Origin of the sequence: Rhodomicrobium sp. Az07 (assembly GCF_018619475.1) — a bacterium.
Classification (GTDB): Bacteria; Pseudomonadota; Alphaproteobacteria; order Rhizobiales; family Rhodomicrobiaceae; genus Rhodomicrobium.
In genome coordinates, this window is the sequence record NZ_JAHFZG010000007.1 from 50738 (window position 1) to 66593 (window position 15856).

The 15856-nt window shown below is 65.9% G+C and carries 14 protein-coding genes and 1 tRNA gene; 6 read left to right on the forward strand and 9 right to left on the reverse strand.

The window, feature by feature from the left end; genetic code table 11:
- Positions 1-6: 6 nt before the first annotated feature.
- Entirely contained in the window at positions 7-1170 is a 1164-nt protein-coding gene (locus tag KKP04_RS06990; protein ID WP_215028436.1) for a DUF2066 domain-containing protein, read from the reverse strand.
- A gap of 133 nt (positions 1171-1303) precedes the next feature.
- Here KKP04_RS06990 and purM point away from each other — a divergent pair, with 133 nt between their 5' ends.
- The 3 genes from purM (at position 1304) to KKP04_RS07005 (ending at position 5005) form a co-directional block, all read left to right on the forward strand.
- The gene (gene purM, locus KKP04_RS06995) at positions 1304-2374 is read left to right on the forward strand and encodes a phosphoribosylformylglycinamidine cyclo-ligase (RefSeq protein WP_215028438.1); all 1071 of its coding nucleotides are present in this window, start codon (positions 1304-1306) and stop codon (positions 2372-2374) included.
- Complete coding sequence (purN, locus tag KKP04_RS07000; RefSeq protein ID WP_215028440.1) at positions 2371-3006, forward strand: phosphoribosylglycinamide formyltransferase; 636 nt, start codon at positions 2371-2373, stop codon at positions 3004-3006. The genes purM and purN overlap by 4 nt, the downstream gene beginning before the upstream one ends.
- A gap of 97 nt (positions 3007-3103) precedes the next feature.
- Entirely contained in the window at positions 3104-5005 is a 1902-nt protein-coding gene (locus tag KKP04_RS07005) for a pentapeptide repeat-containing protein (RefSeq protein ID WP_215028442.1), read from the forward strand.
- A 17-nt stretch (positions 5006-5022) separates the two neighbouring features.
- On the opposite strand, the gene KKP04_RS07010 is transcribed toward KKP04_RS07005, so the two are convergent.
- The 5 genes from KKP04_RS07010 to KKP04_RS07030 form a co-directional block, all read right to left on the reverse strand.
- Positions 5023-6015, reverse strand: coding sequence for a hypothetical protein (locus KKP04_RS07010; RefSeq protein ID WP_215028445.1), 993 nt, complete (start codon positions 6013-6015; stop codon positions 5023-5025).
- Positions 6016-6141: 126 nt separating this feature from the next.
- Positions 6142-7257, reverse strand: coding sequence for a beta-ketoacyl-ACP synthase III (locus KKP04_RS07015; RefSeq protein ID WP_215028447.1), 1116 nt, complete (start codon positions 7255-7257; stop codon positions 6142-6144).
- 189 nt (positions 7258-7446) lie between these two features.
- A complete protein-coding gene (locus tag KKP04_RS07020) occupies positions 7447-7815 on the reverse strand; it encodes a hypothetical protein (RefSeq protein WP_215028449.1) in 369 nt (122 codons plus the stop codon).
- A 219-nt stretch (positions 7816-8034) separates the two neighbouring features.
- On the reverse strand, positions 8035-10380 hold the full coding sequence (locus KKP04_RS07025) for a heavy metal translocating P-type ATPase (RefSeq protein ID WP_215028451.1): 2346 nt from the start codon (positions 10378-10380) through the stop codon (positions 8035-8037).
- A 79-nt stretch (positions 10381-10459) separates the two neighbouring features.
- Entirely contained in the window at positions 10460-11173 is a 714-nt protein-coding gene (locus KKP04_RS07030; RefSeq protein ID WP_251133957.1) for an NAD-dependent deacylase, read from the reverse strand.
- A gap of 106 nt (positions 11174-11279) precedes the next feature.
- On the opposite strand from KKP04_RS07030, the gene KKP04_RS07035 reads away from it, so the two are divergent.
- Both KKP04_RS07035 and KKP04_RS07040 read left to right on the forward strand, forming a co-directional pair.
- Positions 11280-12341 (forward strand): class I SAM-dependent methyltransferase, encoded by a 1062-nt coding sequence (locus KKP04_RS07035; protein ID WP_215028454.1) that lies wholly within the window; start codon positions 11280-11282, stop codon positions 12339-12341.
- Positions 12342-12449: 108 nt separating this feature from the next.
- A complete protein-coding gene (locus tag KKP04_RS07040; RefSeq protein WP_215028456.1) occupies positions 12450-12968 on the forward strand; it encodes a ferritin-like domain-containing protein in 519 nt (172 codons plus the stop codon).
- Between the two features lie 126 nt (positions 12969-13094).
- Here the strand turns inward: KKP04_RS07040 and KKP04_RS07045 are convergent, their stop codons facing one another.
- Positions 13095-13739: a DNA-3-methyladenine glycosylase gene (locus KKP04_RS07045; protein ID WP_215028458.1), complete on the reverse strand. Its 645-nt coding sequence runs from the start codon at positions 13737-13739 to the stop codon at positions 13095-13097.
- Complete coding sequence (locus KKP04_RS07050; RefSeq protein ID WP_215028460.1) at positions 13739-14956, reverse strand: DUF563 domain-containing protein; 1218 nt, start codon at positions 14954-14956, stop codon at positions 13739-13741. Before KKP04_RS07050 ends, KKP04_RS07045 begins: the two co-directional genes overlap by 1 nt.
- 261 nt (positions 14957-15217) lie before the next feature.
- On the opposite strand from KKP04_RS07050, the gene KKP04_RS07055 reads away from it, so the two are divergent.
- Positions 15218-15293: transfer RNA gene (locus KKP04_RS07055), tRNA-Asn, on the forward strand.
- Between the two features lie 55 nt (positions 15294-15348).
- On the opposite strand, the gene KKP04_RS07060 is transcribed toward KKP04_RS07055, so the two are convergent.
- Positions 15349-15786: a molybdenum cofactor biosynthesis protein MoaE gene (locus tag KKP04_RS07060; RefSeq protein ID WP_215028462.1), complete on the reverse strand. Its 438-nt coding sequence runs from the start codon at positions 15784-15786 to the stop codon at positions 15349-15351.
- Positions 15787-15856: the final 70 nt, after the last annotated feature.

The window sequence follows — 15856 nt, forward strand, 5'->3', positions numbered from 1 at the left end:
GATTAATCAACGCACCTTCACCACCAGTCCGTCCGGCCCGTTCTCCACGTCCAGCCCCTGCCCGGCCGCCATCGCCGTCAGCCGCGCCGCGCCGCCCGGAAAGTCGAACGCAATCGAGGCGCTCCTCGGATTGACGGATCGCAAATCCCAATTCTGCACGCCGGGAAGGCCCTGAAGCTGGCGGCGGATCGTCTGCCACTCCTTGAGGCCCGCATAAAGCGCGGTTACCTGAAGCGTCTCCATGCTTCCGGCATAGGCCGGGGCGGAATTTCCGTCATAAGGACCGGGCGCGGTGCCGCCATAGCCGTCCGGCGTAGCCGGAGCCGACGCCTCGCGCGCCAGTTTCCAGCGCTCCTGAACCGTGTCGAAGGCAAGGTCGGCCGCCGCGTCGAGCGCCGTTCCTTCACCAGCGCCCCTCCCCTTGACCTTGCGCTGCACCGTGAACTGGCCACCCGAATCGAGGCCGATCAACTTCAGGGAGATGGTCTCGCCATCGCCTTCCGTTTCGGCGAGCGCGAACATGATCTGCTGCGTCCGATATTGCGTCTTCAGCGTTTCGAGGGTTGCGGCGGGGCTTGCGATGTAGGCGCTCGCGATCGCGGCGGTGATGTCGGACCGCGCGGGCGCGACCTTCGCCGGAACGAGCGCGTGCGTAAGATCGAGCGAAGTGAGCGCCATGCGCCAGGCGTTGCGGTCGGCGGTGCGCGCGGCGCCGCCCTCGACATAGACGGGTACAATCAGGATTTCCGGCCCTCGGTCGGTGATCGCGGCAACGCCGTAGCGGGCAAGCAGCGCCTGCACCGCGCGCTCCGAGAAACTCACGCCGAAGGTCGCGACATAGCGGGTGCCGCTCACCCCTTCGCCGCGCACATCCATATCGGAAACAAGCGCTTCGATCTCGTTGAGCGCGAGGTCGGGAATGTGCGACTGCGAGCGGTAATCCACGATGCGCGACACGAGCTTGCGGAAGGCGCGGCTCTGCGCCTGCCCTAGCGCGATTTTCTTCGCCTCGACAGCATTCTCGGCCTCGGCCGACACCTTCACGTTCGAAACCGCGAACACGCTCGCGGGCCGCGTCTGCGCGATCCCCTCGGCGGCGGTCAGCCCCAGACCAAAGCACGCGAGCGCGATCAACGCACCCGCCTTCGTCAATGCCCTTTTCATCGCCATGAAAGGATCTCCCCGCTCGTAAGGCTTGTGGCGCTTGTGTACCATGCGGCTAAGATGTTAGCCCCTGTCTTTAAATCGTGGACCACGCCCTCGCAAGCCTTTGCCGGGGCATTAAGGCGGCCTTGCGGAAAGCATGACAACGGATTCGGACGGTTCTTACAAAAGCGCGGGCGTCGACATCGACGCGGGCGAGGCGCTGGTGGAGCGCATCAAGCCGCTGGCGAAGGCCACGGCGCGCGCGGGTTCGGGCGCGGCGCTGGGCGGGTTCGGCGGCCTTTTCGATCTCAAGGCGGCGGGCTTCACCGATCCGGTGCTCGTCGCGGGCAATGACGGCGTCGGCACCAAGCTCAAGATCGCCATCGAGACGGGCCTTCACGACACGGTGGGCATCGACCTCGTCGCCATGTGCGTGAACGATGTCGTCGTGCAGGGCGCGGAGCCGCTGTTCTTCCTCGACTATTTCGCGAGCGGACGCCTCGATATCGACACCGCCACCACCATCGTCGCGGGCATCGCCGAGGGCTGCAAGCGCGCGGGCGCGGCCCTCATCGGCGGCGAGACGGCCGAAATGCCTGGCATGTATGCCGATGGCGACTACGATCTCGCGGGCTTCGCGGTGGGCGCGGCCGAGCGCGGCACGCTGCTTCCGCGCAACGATTTGGCGGCGGGCGATGTGGTGATCGGCCTCGCCTCCTCGGGCGTCCACTCGAACGGCTTCTCGCTCGTGCGCAAGATTATCCGCGACCACGGCCTGTCCTTCGCCGACGCCGCGCCCTTCGATCCCGCGCGGCCGCTCGGCCGCGCGCTGCTCGACCCGACGCGCATCTATGTGAAGCCCGCGCTCGCCGCGCATAAGACCGGCCTGGTGAAAGCCTTCGCGCATATCACCGGCGGCGGCCTTCCCGGCAACGTCAACCGCGTGCTGCCGGAAGCGCTCGCCGCGCGCATCGACCTCGGCGCGGTGCCATATCTGCCCGTGTTCCGCTGGCTATCGGCGGCGGGCGGCGTCGCGCAAAGCGAGATGCTGCGCACGTTCAATTGCGGCGTCGGCTTCGTGGCGGTGGCGACGCGCGAGGATGCGGGCGCTGTGATCGACGCATTCACGGCGGCGGGCGAAACGGCGTTCCCGCTCGGCGAGATCGAAGCGCGCGGCGAAGGCGCGCCGCAAGTGCTGTTCTCCGGCTCGCTCGGGGGCGGGCGATGACGGCCAAAAAACGCATTGGCGTGCTCATCTCGGGGCGCGGCTCGAACCTCGTCTCGCTGATCGAGGCGACGCGCGCGCCCGACTTCCCCGCCGAAATCGTGCTCGTGCTGTCGAACAAGGCGGACGCGGGCGGCCTTCAGCGCGCCGCCGACGCCGGAATCGCGACCCGAATCATCTCGCACAAGGGCCTTGCGCGCGAGGCGCTCGACGAGGCGATGGTGGCGGCGCTGCGCGAGGCGGGCGTGGACATCGTCTGCAACGCGGGCTTCATGCGGCTGCACTCGCCCGTCTTCGTGCGCGCGTGGCACGGCCGCCAGCTCAACATTCACCCCTCGCTGCTGCCGTCGTTTCGCGGCCTGCACCCGCAACAGCGCGCCATCGACGCGGGCGCGCGCATCGCGGGCGCGACCGTGCATTTCGTGAGCGAGGAGATGGACGCGGGGCCGATCGTCGCGCAGGGCGCGGTGCCGGTGCTGCCCGGCGACGACGAAGATTCGCTCTCCGCCCGCATCCTCGCGATGGAGCACCGGCTCTACCCGCTGGCGCTGCGGCTCGTGGCGTCCGGCGCGGCGCGGCTCGAAGGCGACCGCGTGGTGTTCGCGGACGGCGCGCCGCCGCCGTTCCTGTTTTAGCGAATAGTTACTTTCCCCATTGCGAACCTAAGCAGTTTCTGGCTTAACCATAGCCGGGGGCGATGCCGCGCGGCTGCGCGGCGCGAGGGGGACCGCCATGAACCGGGACGAGACTGTTGCGCTGTTTCTGAGAGGCCGCGAGGCGTGGAACGCGTGGGCAAACCGCATGCTCGCCGAGCGCAAGGCGCTGCAAGGGGCAGGAAAGTGGGCTGCGCGGAAACTGCCTTGGGGTGAGTTGGAATCGCAAAACGACGACACGCGACAATGGCTTGAAGATGCCCGCGCCGACTTTTCCCGCTGCGTCTTTCTCGTAAGGGGGAAAACGGAGACCGAAGACGCGCCGGAAAAAGACAATGAAGGTGATGCTTCGGCCAGCGTGCCCGTCATATCGATTTCCGTTGATGCAGACCGAATCGACTTCGGCGGCATCCGTTTATATGGCGACGCTTCGGGCAGCGAGCCTTTCAAAACGATTTCTGTTGATGCCGATCTGATCGACTTTGGCGGCTTCGTTTTTCCCGGCCCCGCATCCTTCCTGAGCGCGACCTTTTCCGGCCCCGCGAGGTTCCGGAAGGCGATTTTTTCCGGCGAAGCCTCCTTCCGGAGGGCGACCTTTTCCGGCTATGCCACCTTCGTTAGCGCGACCTATTCCGATACCGCCTCCTTCTGGAGAGCAACTTTTTCCGGCGAAGCTGTCTTCCCGAGTACGACCTTTTCCGGCATCGCCTATTTTGAGAGAGCGACCTTTTCAAGATACGCCTCTTTCGAGCGTACGACCTTTTTCGGCGAAGCCCGCTTCTTGACCGCAACCTTTTCCGGCGACGCCGACTTCCAGAGCGCGACCTTCATCGGCGACGCCAACTTCCGGAGCGCGACCTTTTCCGGCAACAGCGCGTTCGACGATGCGCGGTTCAACAAAGCCGCGATCTTCAAGCTCGCCGGGTTCAGGAAATACGCTTCTTTCGAGTGCGTAAGCATCGAAGGTCCGGCCTCGTTCCGCGCTATCCACTGCGAAGGGGCCTTCATCATGGCGGGAGCGACGTTCGAGAAGGTGCCGGATTTCATTCAGGCGCATTTCGCGGAAGCGCCGCGCCTCGACGATATAATGGTTGTGGGCCGCGTTTCGGAGAAGCATCCCCGCCCGGTGTATGAGGAGGAGAAGGGCAAAGACCCATCATGGCGTACCCGGCAGTGGCGGAAAGTCCGCCATGTCGGCGGACGCATCCGCACCGCGCCGCGCCGCAAGATCGCGGGTATTTGGACACTCCTCCGCTATGGCGACAGCAACAATCTGGGCCGCTGGCGCGCGCTGCAGCGGCTCGCCGTGCAGGGCCACGACACCGAGCGCGAGCTTGAGTTCAACACGCGCGAAATCCGCTCGCAACGCTATCTCAGCGACTGGCCGCTGTTCTGGCTACTTCCGAGAGTTTCTTGGGTCGGCTTCTTACGCTTCTGGGCCGGCCTCGCCTATGGCCTGTCCTCGAATTACGGGCGCTCGCTCGCGCTACCGCTCGCCTGGTGGCTCGCCGCCATTGCCATCGGCGCGGTGGTCTATGCGAGCCAGAGCCCGGACCTCGTGAAAGCGCGCGAGACCAACCGCTCGGGCGGCAGTTCCGCGCTCGCTGCCACCGTCGGCGCGGCGTGGGACGCATGGACCGAGGATAAACGCTGCTACGAGGGCGAGGCGCGGCCCGCCGATCCGGAGAAGGCGCCGCCCTATATCGGCGCGCTTACTGAAACGCTGCGTAAAGATACCGGCATCGCCGCCGAAGCCCTCCACCTCGCGTTCCGCAACGCGTTGATCGTGCTCGACGGGTCGAGCGACGCGGCGCACCGCACCTATGGCTGCCTCTACGGCGTGGAGCTTTACGGCGGGTCGAACCCGGTCGCGGTGGTGCCGAGCGCGGTGTCGAGCATGAGCGCCGCGCAAAAGCTGTTCTCGGCGCTGATGATCTTCCTGTTCGGCCTCGCGCTCCGCAACATGCTGAAGGTGAAGTAGCGCGCCGCAGGAACCGCTTACGCCTTCGCTTCGACGGGTTCCGGCGCAAGTGCCGCTTCGGGCGCCGCGGGCGGCGTGGCCGTCTCCCAAAAGCGGGCATGCCATGCGAGCACGCGCGGGTTCATGAGGCGGACGAAGCGCTCGGGCCAGAGCGTGGCGAGCAGCGCCATCGCGCAGAAGCCGCCGGGCAAGCGCGGCGCGTCGCCCGTCGCGCTCCACGCATGCTGCGGCCCGAGCGGCTCGAAATGCCCCTGCCCCAGCGGACGGCGCAGCAGCCCGTACCGCGCGACATAAGCGCCCGCGTCGATCGCCACCCACGCCACGAAAGCCTGCACGGCGAGCGCCATCGCGCCGAGCGCGCCGCCGATGAGGAACGCCGCCTCGATCAGCACGGCATAGGCGATGAACGCGCGAACGAACGCGTTCGACAGGCTCCATGTGGAGCGCGCTTGCGCGTGAAGCCGCTCCTCCTCCGCGTCCCAGGCCGCGAACAGGCCGATGAAGGTGGAGCGCAGGAAATAGCCGTAGAAGCCTTCGCCGAAGCGCGGCGTGGCGGGGTCTTTGGGCGTCGCGACAAGCGCTGAGTTTTCGCCGCCATGGCGGACCGCGAGGGAGCCGTAGAGGATCGGCCATGTCAGGAGTTCGGCCGCCGCGCGATTGAGGCGGCCGCCGCGTTCGAGGAGCGCAAGGGCCGATGCGCCGCCGACGCCGCCGGTCGCGAGGCCGACGCCGATGGCCGCGACGAACAGCGCCGAGCCGCCGAGCGTGTCCGCCGACGCCGCGAGGCCGAGCACCGCCGCGAGTTGCACCGGCACCCACGCGAAGGCGAAGGCGCGCTGTATCCGGCTCGCGGGCGCGGCTTGCGCGCAAAACCCGATGAGGTGATCGGCGGCCGGAACGAGAACGAGGCCGTAAACGAGGAGAGCCGGAAGCCACGGCCCGCCGTGAAGCATCGCCAGCGCGGCGAGCGGCACGAAGGCAAGCGAAACGAGGACGGGCAGCGCGCGCATGCAAGAATCCCGTGTCGGCAACCGGCGGCGGTTGCGGATTGGCCGAATGAAAAGCTTCGCGACCTTAGCGCAGCATCGCGGCGCGGTAAAATACTCGCGAGGCCGCACCGTGCCGTGGCCGCGCGCTCACCGCTTGCGCACGAACACCGTGCCCGCCGAATAACCCGCGCCGAAGCTGCAAATAAGCCCGGTATCGTCCGGTGCGAGATCGTCGGAATGCTTGTGGAAGGCGATGATCGAGCCCGCCGACGATGTGTTCGCATATTCGTCGAGGATGATGACGTTCTCGCCCGCCTCTGGCTCGCGGCCCAGCACGCGCTGGCCGATCAGGTGGTTCATGTTGATGTTGGCCTGATGCAGCCAAAGCCGCTTCAGCCGATGCGTGTCGATGCCGATGTCGGCGGCGTGCTCCGCGATGAGCGCCGACACCATCGGCACCACCTCCTTGAACACCTTGCGCCCCTGCTGCACGAAAAGCTTGTCCGGCAGGTCGCGTCCCTCGGGCCACGCGCGGTTAAGGAAACCCGAATTGTTGCGGATATTGTTGGAAAATTGCGTCTTGAGCCGCGCGCCGAGAATGTCCCAGCCGCCCGCCGCCTCGTCGCCGCGCTCCACGATCACGGCGGTGGCGACATCGCCGAAGATGAAATGGCTGTCGCGGTCGCGGAAATTCAGGTGGCCGGAACAAATCTCCGGATTCACCATCAGCACGGCGTCGGCCGTCCCGGTGGCAACATAATCCGCAGCGGTCTTGATGCCGAAGGTGGCCGACGAACACGCGACGTTCATGTCGAAGGCGAAGCCGTGAAGCCCGAGCGCGTTCTGCACCTCGATCGCCATCGCCGGATAGGACCGCTGCATGTTAGACGCCGCACACAGCACCGCACCGATGCGTTCGCGCGGCTTGCCCCAGCGGGCTAACGCCTCCTCGGCAGCCTTCACGGCCATTTCGGCGAGCAGCGAAAGCTCTTCGTTCGAGCGCTCGGGGATGATGGGCCGCATCACGGCGGGATCGAGAATGCCCGACTTCTGCATCACATAGCGCGACTTGATGCCGGACGCCTTTTCGATGAACTCGGCCGACGACGGCTGAAGCGCCGCGATGCGCCCCTCCGCGATTGCGGCCGCGTTTTCCTCGTTGAACCGCGCTACATAGGCGTTGAAGGCCTCGACCAGTTCGTCGTTCGAGATGCTTTCGGGCGGTGTGTAAAGGCCGGTCGCGGCGATGACGGCAGAGCGCAAAGCGTGCTCCTGTGAGGTTGGGATCTGCTGCGGCTCATGCCGCCCGTCGATCCCCGGGCTGTTCCAGTCTCCACCGTTACAGCGCTCATCGCTATGTCGTCTAGAGAGCCTTCCGATCTATGCCGCCGCGCGAAAGGTCGCGGCGACCGATAGCGAGCGTGACCGGAAGGGCCATCGTCGTGCAACCGATTAGCGCGCGAAACCCTTGAAAATGGAGGCGACGCCGCGAAAGAAGGGCACGTTGGGTCCGCGCGTCTGGCGGGAACGCGGTTGCGGCCGCGCTCGTCTCCGCTGTGCGTCGGCCTGCCTCGGTGCCGTGTTGGCGGCTCTGGCTGCGGCAACTGCGCCCGCGCCGGAAGCCGCAACCGGGGCTGCGGCTGTCGCGGGCGAAGCGCTCGCGCGGTCGTTTTTCTGCATCCACGGCGGAAGGTAGGATTTGCTTTCGGTCTTCGGCGTGGCGTTGGCGGGCGCCTCATCGGTCGCGGCGAGCGCGGCGGCACCTGCCGTCATGGTCAGCGCCAGAAGCGACGCACCCAGAAGTTTCGCCGTTTTTGCCATGATGACCCCCTCGAAAACACTTCGGCCTGCGCAAAACTCGCGGACCCGGATAAACAGATCTGCGACGATGGCGGAACCGCCTATGCGTGCCGTGCCCGCAGGCATAACACGCGGCAATGCGAACGAGCTTAAGCTGGCCGCGCCAATCTCTGCGCGAAAAATTGTATCGCGCTTACCACTCCGCCGAGCTTTGACGAGTAGCGCGAATTTTTCGCGTGCCTATAGCCGCGCATGGCGAAGGCGAAGCGCGTTCGCGATCACGCTCACCGACGACAACGCCATCGCTGCGGCGGCGATCATCGGCGAAAGCAGGATGCCGAAGGCGGGATAGAGCACGCCCGCCGCTATCGGCACGCCCGCCGCGTTATAGATGAAGGCAAAGCCGAGATTCTGGCGGATGTTCGCAAGGGTCGCGGTCGACAGCCGCCTTGCGCGCACGAGCCCCATCGGATCGCCGTTGAGCAGCGTGATGCCCGCGCTTTCAATCGCAACGTCCGCGCCGGTGCCCATGGCGATGCCGACATCGGCGGCAGCGAGCGCGGGCGCGTCGTTGACGCCATCGCCAGCCATCGCGACGACGCGGCCTTCAGCGCGCAGCCGCTCCACCACCTTCGCCTTGTCCTGCGGAAGCACGTCCGCCTCAACTTCATCGATGCCGAGTTTATCGGCGACGGCGCGCGCGGTGGCGGCGTTGTCGCCCGTCAACATGACGACGCGGATGCCGTCAGCCTTCAGCGCGGCAAGAGCCTCGGGCGTGCTCGCCTTGATCGGGTCCGCGATGGCGGCCACGCCCGCGAGCGCGCCGTCGATGGCGATGAAGACCGCCGTTGCTCCTTCGGAGCGCATGCGCTGGGCTTCGGCTTCAAGCGTGGCGGCGTCGACGCCGGCTTCGCCCAGCATGCGCGCATTGCCTATGACGACGTTCTTGCCGTCGACGGTACCGATCACGCCCTTGCCGGATGGCGCGTCGAAATCCGTCGCGTCGGCGAGCAGCAGCCCGCGCGCAACCGCCGCCTTCACGATGGCCTCGCCCAGCGGATGCTGACTCGCGCGTTCGAGGCTGGCCGCGAGGCGCAACACCTTTGTCTCATCGAAGCCCGGCGCGGTATGAAGGGCGGCGAGCGCGGGCCTGCCCTCCGTCAGCGTGCCGGTCTTGTCGACGACAAGCGTGTCGACGCGCTCCAGCCGCTCAAGCGCCTCGGCGTTCTTCACGAGCACGCCCGCTTGCGCGCCGCGCCCCACGCCGACCATGATCGACATCGGCGTCGCAAGGCCGAGCGCGCAGGGGCACGCGATGATGAGCACCGATACGGCGGCGACCAGCGCGAAGGTGAAGCGCGGCTCTGGCCCGAACAGCGCCCACGCGGCGAACGCCGCCGCCGCCGCCGCCAGCACGAGCGGCACGAACCAGCCGGAGACGCGGTCGGCGAGGCGCTGAATCGGCGCGCGGCTCCGCTGCGCGTTCGCCACCATCGCGACGATCTGCGAGAGCAGCGTCTCGCGGCCGACCTTCTCCGCGCGCATGACGAAGCTGCCGCTCTTGTTGATGGTGCCGCCGATGACCTTTGCGCCCGGCTCCTTCGAGACCGGCATGGCCTCGCCCGTGACGAGCGACTCGTCCAGGGCGCTGGCACCTTCGATCACCTCGCCATCGACGGGCACGGCCTCGCCGGGGCGCACGCGCAAACGGTCGCCCTGTCCCACGAGGTCGAGCGCGATGTCTTCCTCGCCGCCATCGCCTCGGATGCGGCGCGCCTGCTTCGGCGCAAGATTGAGCAGCGCCCGGATCGCGCCGCCGGTTGCCGCGCGGGCGCGCAGTTCCAGCACTTGGCCGAGCGCGACGAGCACCGTGATGACCGCCGCCGCCTCGAAATAGACCGGCACCGCGCCGTCATGCCCGCGGAAAGCGGCCGGGAACAAGCCGGGGGCGAGCGTCGCGACGACACTGTAGGCGTAGGCTACGCCGGTGCCGATGGCGATGAGCGTAAACATATTGAGGTGGCCGGTTCGCACCGACTGCCAGCCGCGCGCGAAGAACGGCCAGCCGCACCAGAGCACGACTGGCGTTGCGAGCGCGAATTGCAGCGAGTTCAAGCTTTGCCGGTCGAGCGCGTGCCAGCCGAAAAAGTGCGCGCCCATTTCGGTGACGAACACCGGCAGCGTCAGCGCGAGGCCGATCCGGAAGCGGCGCGTCATGTCGATGAGTTCGGGGTCGGGGCCGGTATCGATGGCGGGCATCTCGGGTTCGAGCGCCATGCCGCAGATCGGGCAGGTGCCGGGGCCGATCTGGCGGATTTCAAGGTGCATCGGGCAGGTGTAGACCGTGCCTTCCGGCACCGGCGCGGACGGCGGGGCGCTGTCCTTTTCGAGGTAGCGGCGCGGGTCGGCCTCGAACTTCGCCTTGCAGCCGCCGCAGCAGAAGTAATAGTCGCGGCCTTCGTGAACGGCGCGATGCTGCGCGGTGTGCGGGTCGACGCTCATGCCGCAGACGGGATCGACGGCGCCCACACTTTCCGCGTTCTTTCTGCCGCCGCAACAAGAATGTGTGCCCGCGTTCTCGGCCATGTCTGGAACTCCCTCGGTCATGCACCGAAGGTAATACCCCCATGGGGTATTCGTCAATGACGTGAAGCGTCCGACGCGTTCAACTCCGGGCAGCGGCGAGCAGGCGCTCGACGTAGCTCGGCACGACCTCCGTCGCCGGGCCGTGGATCGCGTCGATGAAGCGGCTGATGCCGTGCGACGGCTCAAGATTGAGTTCGACCGTATGCGCGCCGACGCGAAGCGCCTCCTCCACGAACCCCGCAGCGGGATAAACCGTTCCACTCGTGCCGATGGACATGAACAGGTCGCAGCCGAGAATTGCGCGATAGATGCGCTCCATCTGGTAGGGCAACTCTCCGAACCAGACCACATCGGGGCGCAGCACGCCGGTTCGCCCGCAGGACGGACAGACGTTTGCCAACGTGATGTCGTGATCGATGGCGTGGCATGACGCGCAGGCCGCGCACAGCGCCTTCATGATTTCGCCGTGCATGTGAATGAGCTTCTTCGCGCCCGCCATCTCATGCAGCGGGTCGATGTTCTGCGTCACGATCAGCACTTCGCCCGGATAGTCCGCTTCGAGGCGGGCGAGCGCCAGATGCGCCGCGTTAGGTTGCACGTCCGCATTCTGCCTGCGCCGCTCATTATAGAACTCCAGCACAAGCTTCGGATTGCGTTTGTAGCCCTCGGGCGTCGCGACCTCGCGATAATCGTATCGCGCCCAGATTCCGTCCTTGTCGCGGAAGGTGTGGAGGCCAGACTCCGCTGAAAGACCCGCGCCTGTCAGGATGACGATGCTGTTATAGCGGCTCATCGAGGAGGCTTGTCCTCTTGACTTGTGCGGCATGCGCAACCCACTTCTGAAGCGATAGCTGTCCGATTACGACATTTGAGATAACCGATTTTCTGGAGGAGACGATATGTCAAATCGGCTTGAGGGGGTCGCGCATCTCGCGGGGCAGACGCTGCGCACGGTGGGTTATGCCGCGCTTTACCGATACACGACGCGGCGTTCGCTGGCGCTCGGCGCGGATGTCGGCAAGGTGCAGCTTACGAAACCGGCGCCGGGGCTTCTCCCGCTCGTGCAGGATGTGCTGAAGCTTCAGGCGAAGGACGCGAAGGCGGTGGCCGACGGGCTTTATCCCATTCCGCTGGAGGAAAGCGGCTCCTTCGCCGAGCGGGTCGAGGCCGTGCGCCGCATGCTCGACGACCTGCCGCAATCGGCGGAGCGGCGCGCGGAGAAGCGGTTCGACGAGGCCGCGTCGCTGCCCGAAGCGGTGGGGCTGCCCGCCTACTACACGCAGAATTTTCATTATCAGTCGGGCGGCTGGCTGACGGGCGAGTCGGCAAAGCTCTACGACATCCAGGTGGAAACGCTGTTCATGGGCGCGGCGGGCGCGATGCGTCGGCAGGCGATCCCGCCTATCGCCGAGTTCGTGAAGGGACACGACCAGCGGCAGCTTCGTCTCGTGGATGTCGCATGCGGCAGCGGCCGATTCCTCGGCCAACTCGCGCAGGCGTTTCCCGCGTTGCCGATGACCGGCACGGACATGAGCCAGGCTTATCTCGACGAGGCCGCGCGCTTCCTCGGCGACCGGCGAACCGTCGGCTTCCGTCAGGCGAACGCCGAGGCGCTGCCCTTCGAGACGGCAAGCTACGACATCGCGACGTGCATCTATCTCTTCCATGAATTGCCGCGCGAGGTGCGCCGCCGCGTGGCCGGCGAGATTGCCCGCATTCTGAGGCCGGGAGGGCTGTTCGTCTTCGTCGACTCGATCCAGTGGGGCGATGTCGAGGGCTATGACGGCTTGCTCGAAGCCTTCCCCCAGCGCTTCCACGAGCCGTATTTCCTCGATTATTGCGCCGACGATCTGACCGGCGCGACCGGTGTCTTCGCAGAAGCGGGCTTCGAAATTCGGGACGCTTTCCCGGCCTTCCTGTCGAAGATCGTGGTGTGTACGAAGAAGAAAAGCGCAAGCTGAAGCGTGATCCGTAACCGCAGGGGCGGGATTTATTTTATCCGCATTCGACTAACGGAACATGCGCGCGCAGACTTCATTGTCATGGAAAGCCCAAATGGAGGTATTACCATGGCAGAAGACGCCGAACGCGCCAATGACGTGTTCATAACCGGCCTTCAGAACGCCCATGCGCTGGAGAATCAGGCGCTCGAACTGATGCATCGTCAGGTGGAGCGCATCGAAAACTATCCCGATGTCAAGGCCAAGCTACAGCAGCATATCGACGAGACCCACGGGCAGATCGAGCGGCTGGAGAAGATCCTCGAACAGCACGGGCACAGCAGATCGGTTCTGAAAGACAATCTGCTCTCGATTACCGGCAATATGGCGGCGTTCACGCACGCCTTTACGCAGGATGAGATCATCAAGAACTCGATCGCCAATTTCGCTTTCGAGAATTTCGAGATTGCGTCCTACAAGTCGCTGCTGGAACTCGCCGAGTTGACCGGCCAGACGGATGCGAAACAACCGCTTGAGCAATCGCTTCGCGAGGAAGAGCAGATGGCGCAATGGCTCGACCAGCATCTGCCGGAGGTGACCTCGACCTATCTTCATCGCTATGCCGCGAACGAGAAGGCCGGGCTGTAGGGCTGATCCGCGAAAGCGGAGCGGCTGAGAAGAGCGTCGTGTCGTAATCGACACGACGGGCAACCCGGCGCAACCGGGGCTTGCTCATGAATCCGCGCGCGCCGACCGCGCTCATGTCGGCGCCGCTCAAACGGGCGTGACGAGCTTGCCGCCCTTGCGACCCTTGTAATACGCCCACAGCAACCGCGCGGCGGCGCTTCGCCACGGCGTCCAGGCGTCCGATATCTCGCGCAGCGCCTGCGTGGAGGGCCGCGCGTCGAGGTCGAACGCGAGCCGCATCGATTCCTGAAGCGCGACATCGGCCGCCGGGAAAATGTCGGGGTGCCCCGCCGCGAACAGCAGGTAGACTTCGGCGGTCCACGGCCCGATACCTCTGATCGCCGAAAGCTCGATAATGGCGCGTTCGGCGTCCATCGCCTCGATGGCGGCGAGGTTCAGGCCGCCTGCCAGCGCCGCCTCCTGAAGCGCACGCAACGTGCGCATCTTCGGCCTCGAATATCCCGCCGCGCGCAGAACATCGTCGTCGGCCGCCGCGAGCGTTTCGGCCGTGATGTCGCCGAGCGCGCCCTCAAGCCTGCCGAAGATCGCGCGCCCCGCCGCGACCGAAATCTGCTGCCCGGTGATGACGAAGACGAGCCCCTTGAAGCCCCTGTCGAGCCAGCGGACCGGAACCGCTCCCGCCGCCGCCTGAAGCGGCGCGAAGGATGGATGCGCCCGCACCAGTTCCGCGATGTGTCCTGCAAGGTCTTCATCCGAGCGAATGAAAGGCATCAGGCGGGGGCTGTCCTCTCGCTTTCCGAAGTCGGCACCGCTGCCGACGCACTCGCCAGAGCGGCGGCGAGGAGGTCTTCACCGATGACGAACCCGTCGGCGCTATTTTCGATCGGTCCGGCAAGATGGGCCGAGTAATCGTGCCCGATGAGCTGCGACATCAACCAGAAATTGAAGGTTGCGTTCCCGACTCGCCGCCCGCGCGCGTCGACATCTGGGAATAACTCCCGAACTTTCGCCCCAGGCTTCGCCCAGGCGATATGCGCAAGCCCGGCTCCGTGCGGCGCGACGACGGCTTCAGCGTTTCGGAACAGCGCAACCTGCCGTTCGATGGGAAGCTTTCCAAGCAGAACCCGCTCGAAACCGAAGCTCTTGAGGACCGGCAGCAAATCGTCTTCGTTCAGCACGCGTCGCAAGCGCGCATCGTTGCGGCTGATGTAAAGGCGCTTCGGATCGTCGGGCCGCGCAGAACCACCCGCGACGAACCGCCCGAGATCATCGAGCCGTGCAAGCGCCAGCGGCGACTGAAGACCGCGCGGATTATGGGGAACGGGAACGTCCGCCAGAAGGCGCGGCACCGTCGCCGCCTCGTCCGGCCCGAGCGCTTCCACCGCGTCAATGCCGTAGCGCTCCTTCAGATAGGCGACGGTGCGCTCTTGAAACGGGCTCGGATTCGCGTTCACGAGAAGCCCCGGCGCCCGTCCTGCCTGTCCACTTTCAAGGAAGGCGATCAGCGGCAGGATGTAATTGCACAGCCAGTGGAAGATGTGCCCGCGCGCAGGCACCGGCGTCATGAGGTTGAACCACGGGCGTTCGGCGGACAGGGCGCGCATGCGGTGCGGACGGGCGCGAAGGCCGCTCACCCAATTATGCTGCGGCCGCACGGTCAGCAGCAGCCCGTCCTTGATCATCGCTCCCGCCCAACCGGTCACGACGACATCTTCGAGCGTGTAGATATGGTCGGTCAGTTGCAGCGGCGTCGATGGGATGAGGCGCAGCGTCCGGTATGCGTCGGGGAGTGCCGCTTCGACATGGACCGACGGCAACGCGACATCGTCGACCGCGACCTCCCGGATCGGCCGGGACTCGACCGGCAGGAGCCAGCGGCGCTGGAGCGTCGGGAAGAGGCGAGCGGCCTGATCCGACAGCATGTAGCGCACGCTTCGCGCCGTAAACTTTCCACGGTGGATGCGGCCTTTGTACTGGAAGGAAACCATCGTCAGGGCTCCGCATTTTTGTGGTGCATAAGCACGGCAGGTGCTGGCACGCAAGCGATTTCCAGCCAAGAGGCCTCGTCCCGAAAGAGTCCGACGGGATGGATCGCAAGCTTCTCCGCCTTTCCCCCGCCGCTGCGGTGCACCGACGCCCATCGCTACCGCGACCGGAAATTCCCGGCCGAAAACCGGAAAATCTGCTTGTGCCGCCGTCGTCATGTGTTATGTAAGCGGAATGCGGACGCCACTCGCGCTGTTCGCTATTCCCCGGTAGCTCAGTCGGTAGAGCAAGCGGCTGTTAACCGCTGGGTCGCTGGTTCGAGTCCGGCCCGGGGAGCCACCTTCCTGTTTTCGTTGATGTTTCGGGAGTGGCTTCGACAAGGTCGGCTTCGAGATCACCGCCAGCGCTTGGCGCGGGCATCGTCCCCGTCGCGTGCGTCCACCCATCGCGCACCCTCCCTCCCTTCCTCGAATTTCCAGAACGGCGCGTCCGTCTTGAGCCGGTCGATGAGAAACTCGCACGCGGCGAATGCTTCCGCGCGATGTATCGCCGACACGCCGACAAAGACGATGACATCGCCGGGCACCATGCGCCCGACGCGATGCACGATGCGAATATCCCCCACCGGCCAGCGCGCCCGCGCCTCCGCCTCCAGAGCCTCCAGCGCGCGCTCCGTCATGCCTGGATAGTGTTCCAGCGTGAGCGCCAAGAGCGCGCCGCCTTCGTCGCGAACGACGCCCACAAACGTCGTCACGGCACCTGCTCCCGCCGCGCGGGCGAGTTGCCCGATTTCCTCGCCCGGATCGACGATGCCCGTTTGGACCCTTATCATCTCGACTCCTCGCGTGGCATATGGAGGCGCCTGCCGTCCGGCGACCGCTCGCGAAAATGCGAACACCGCC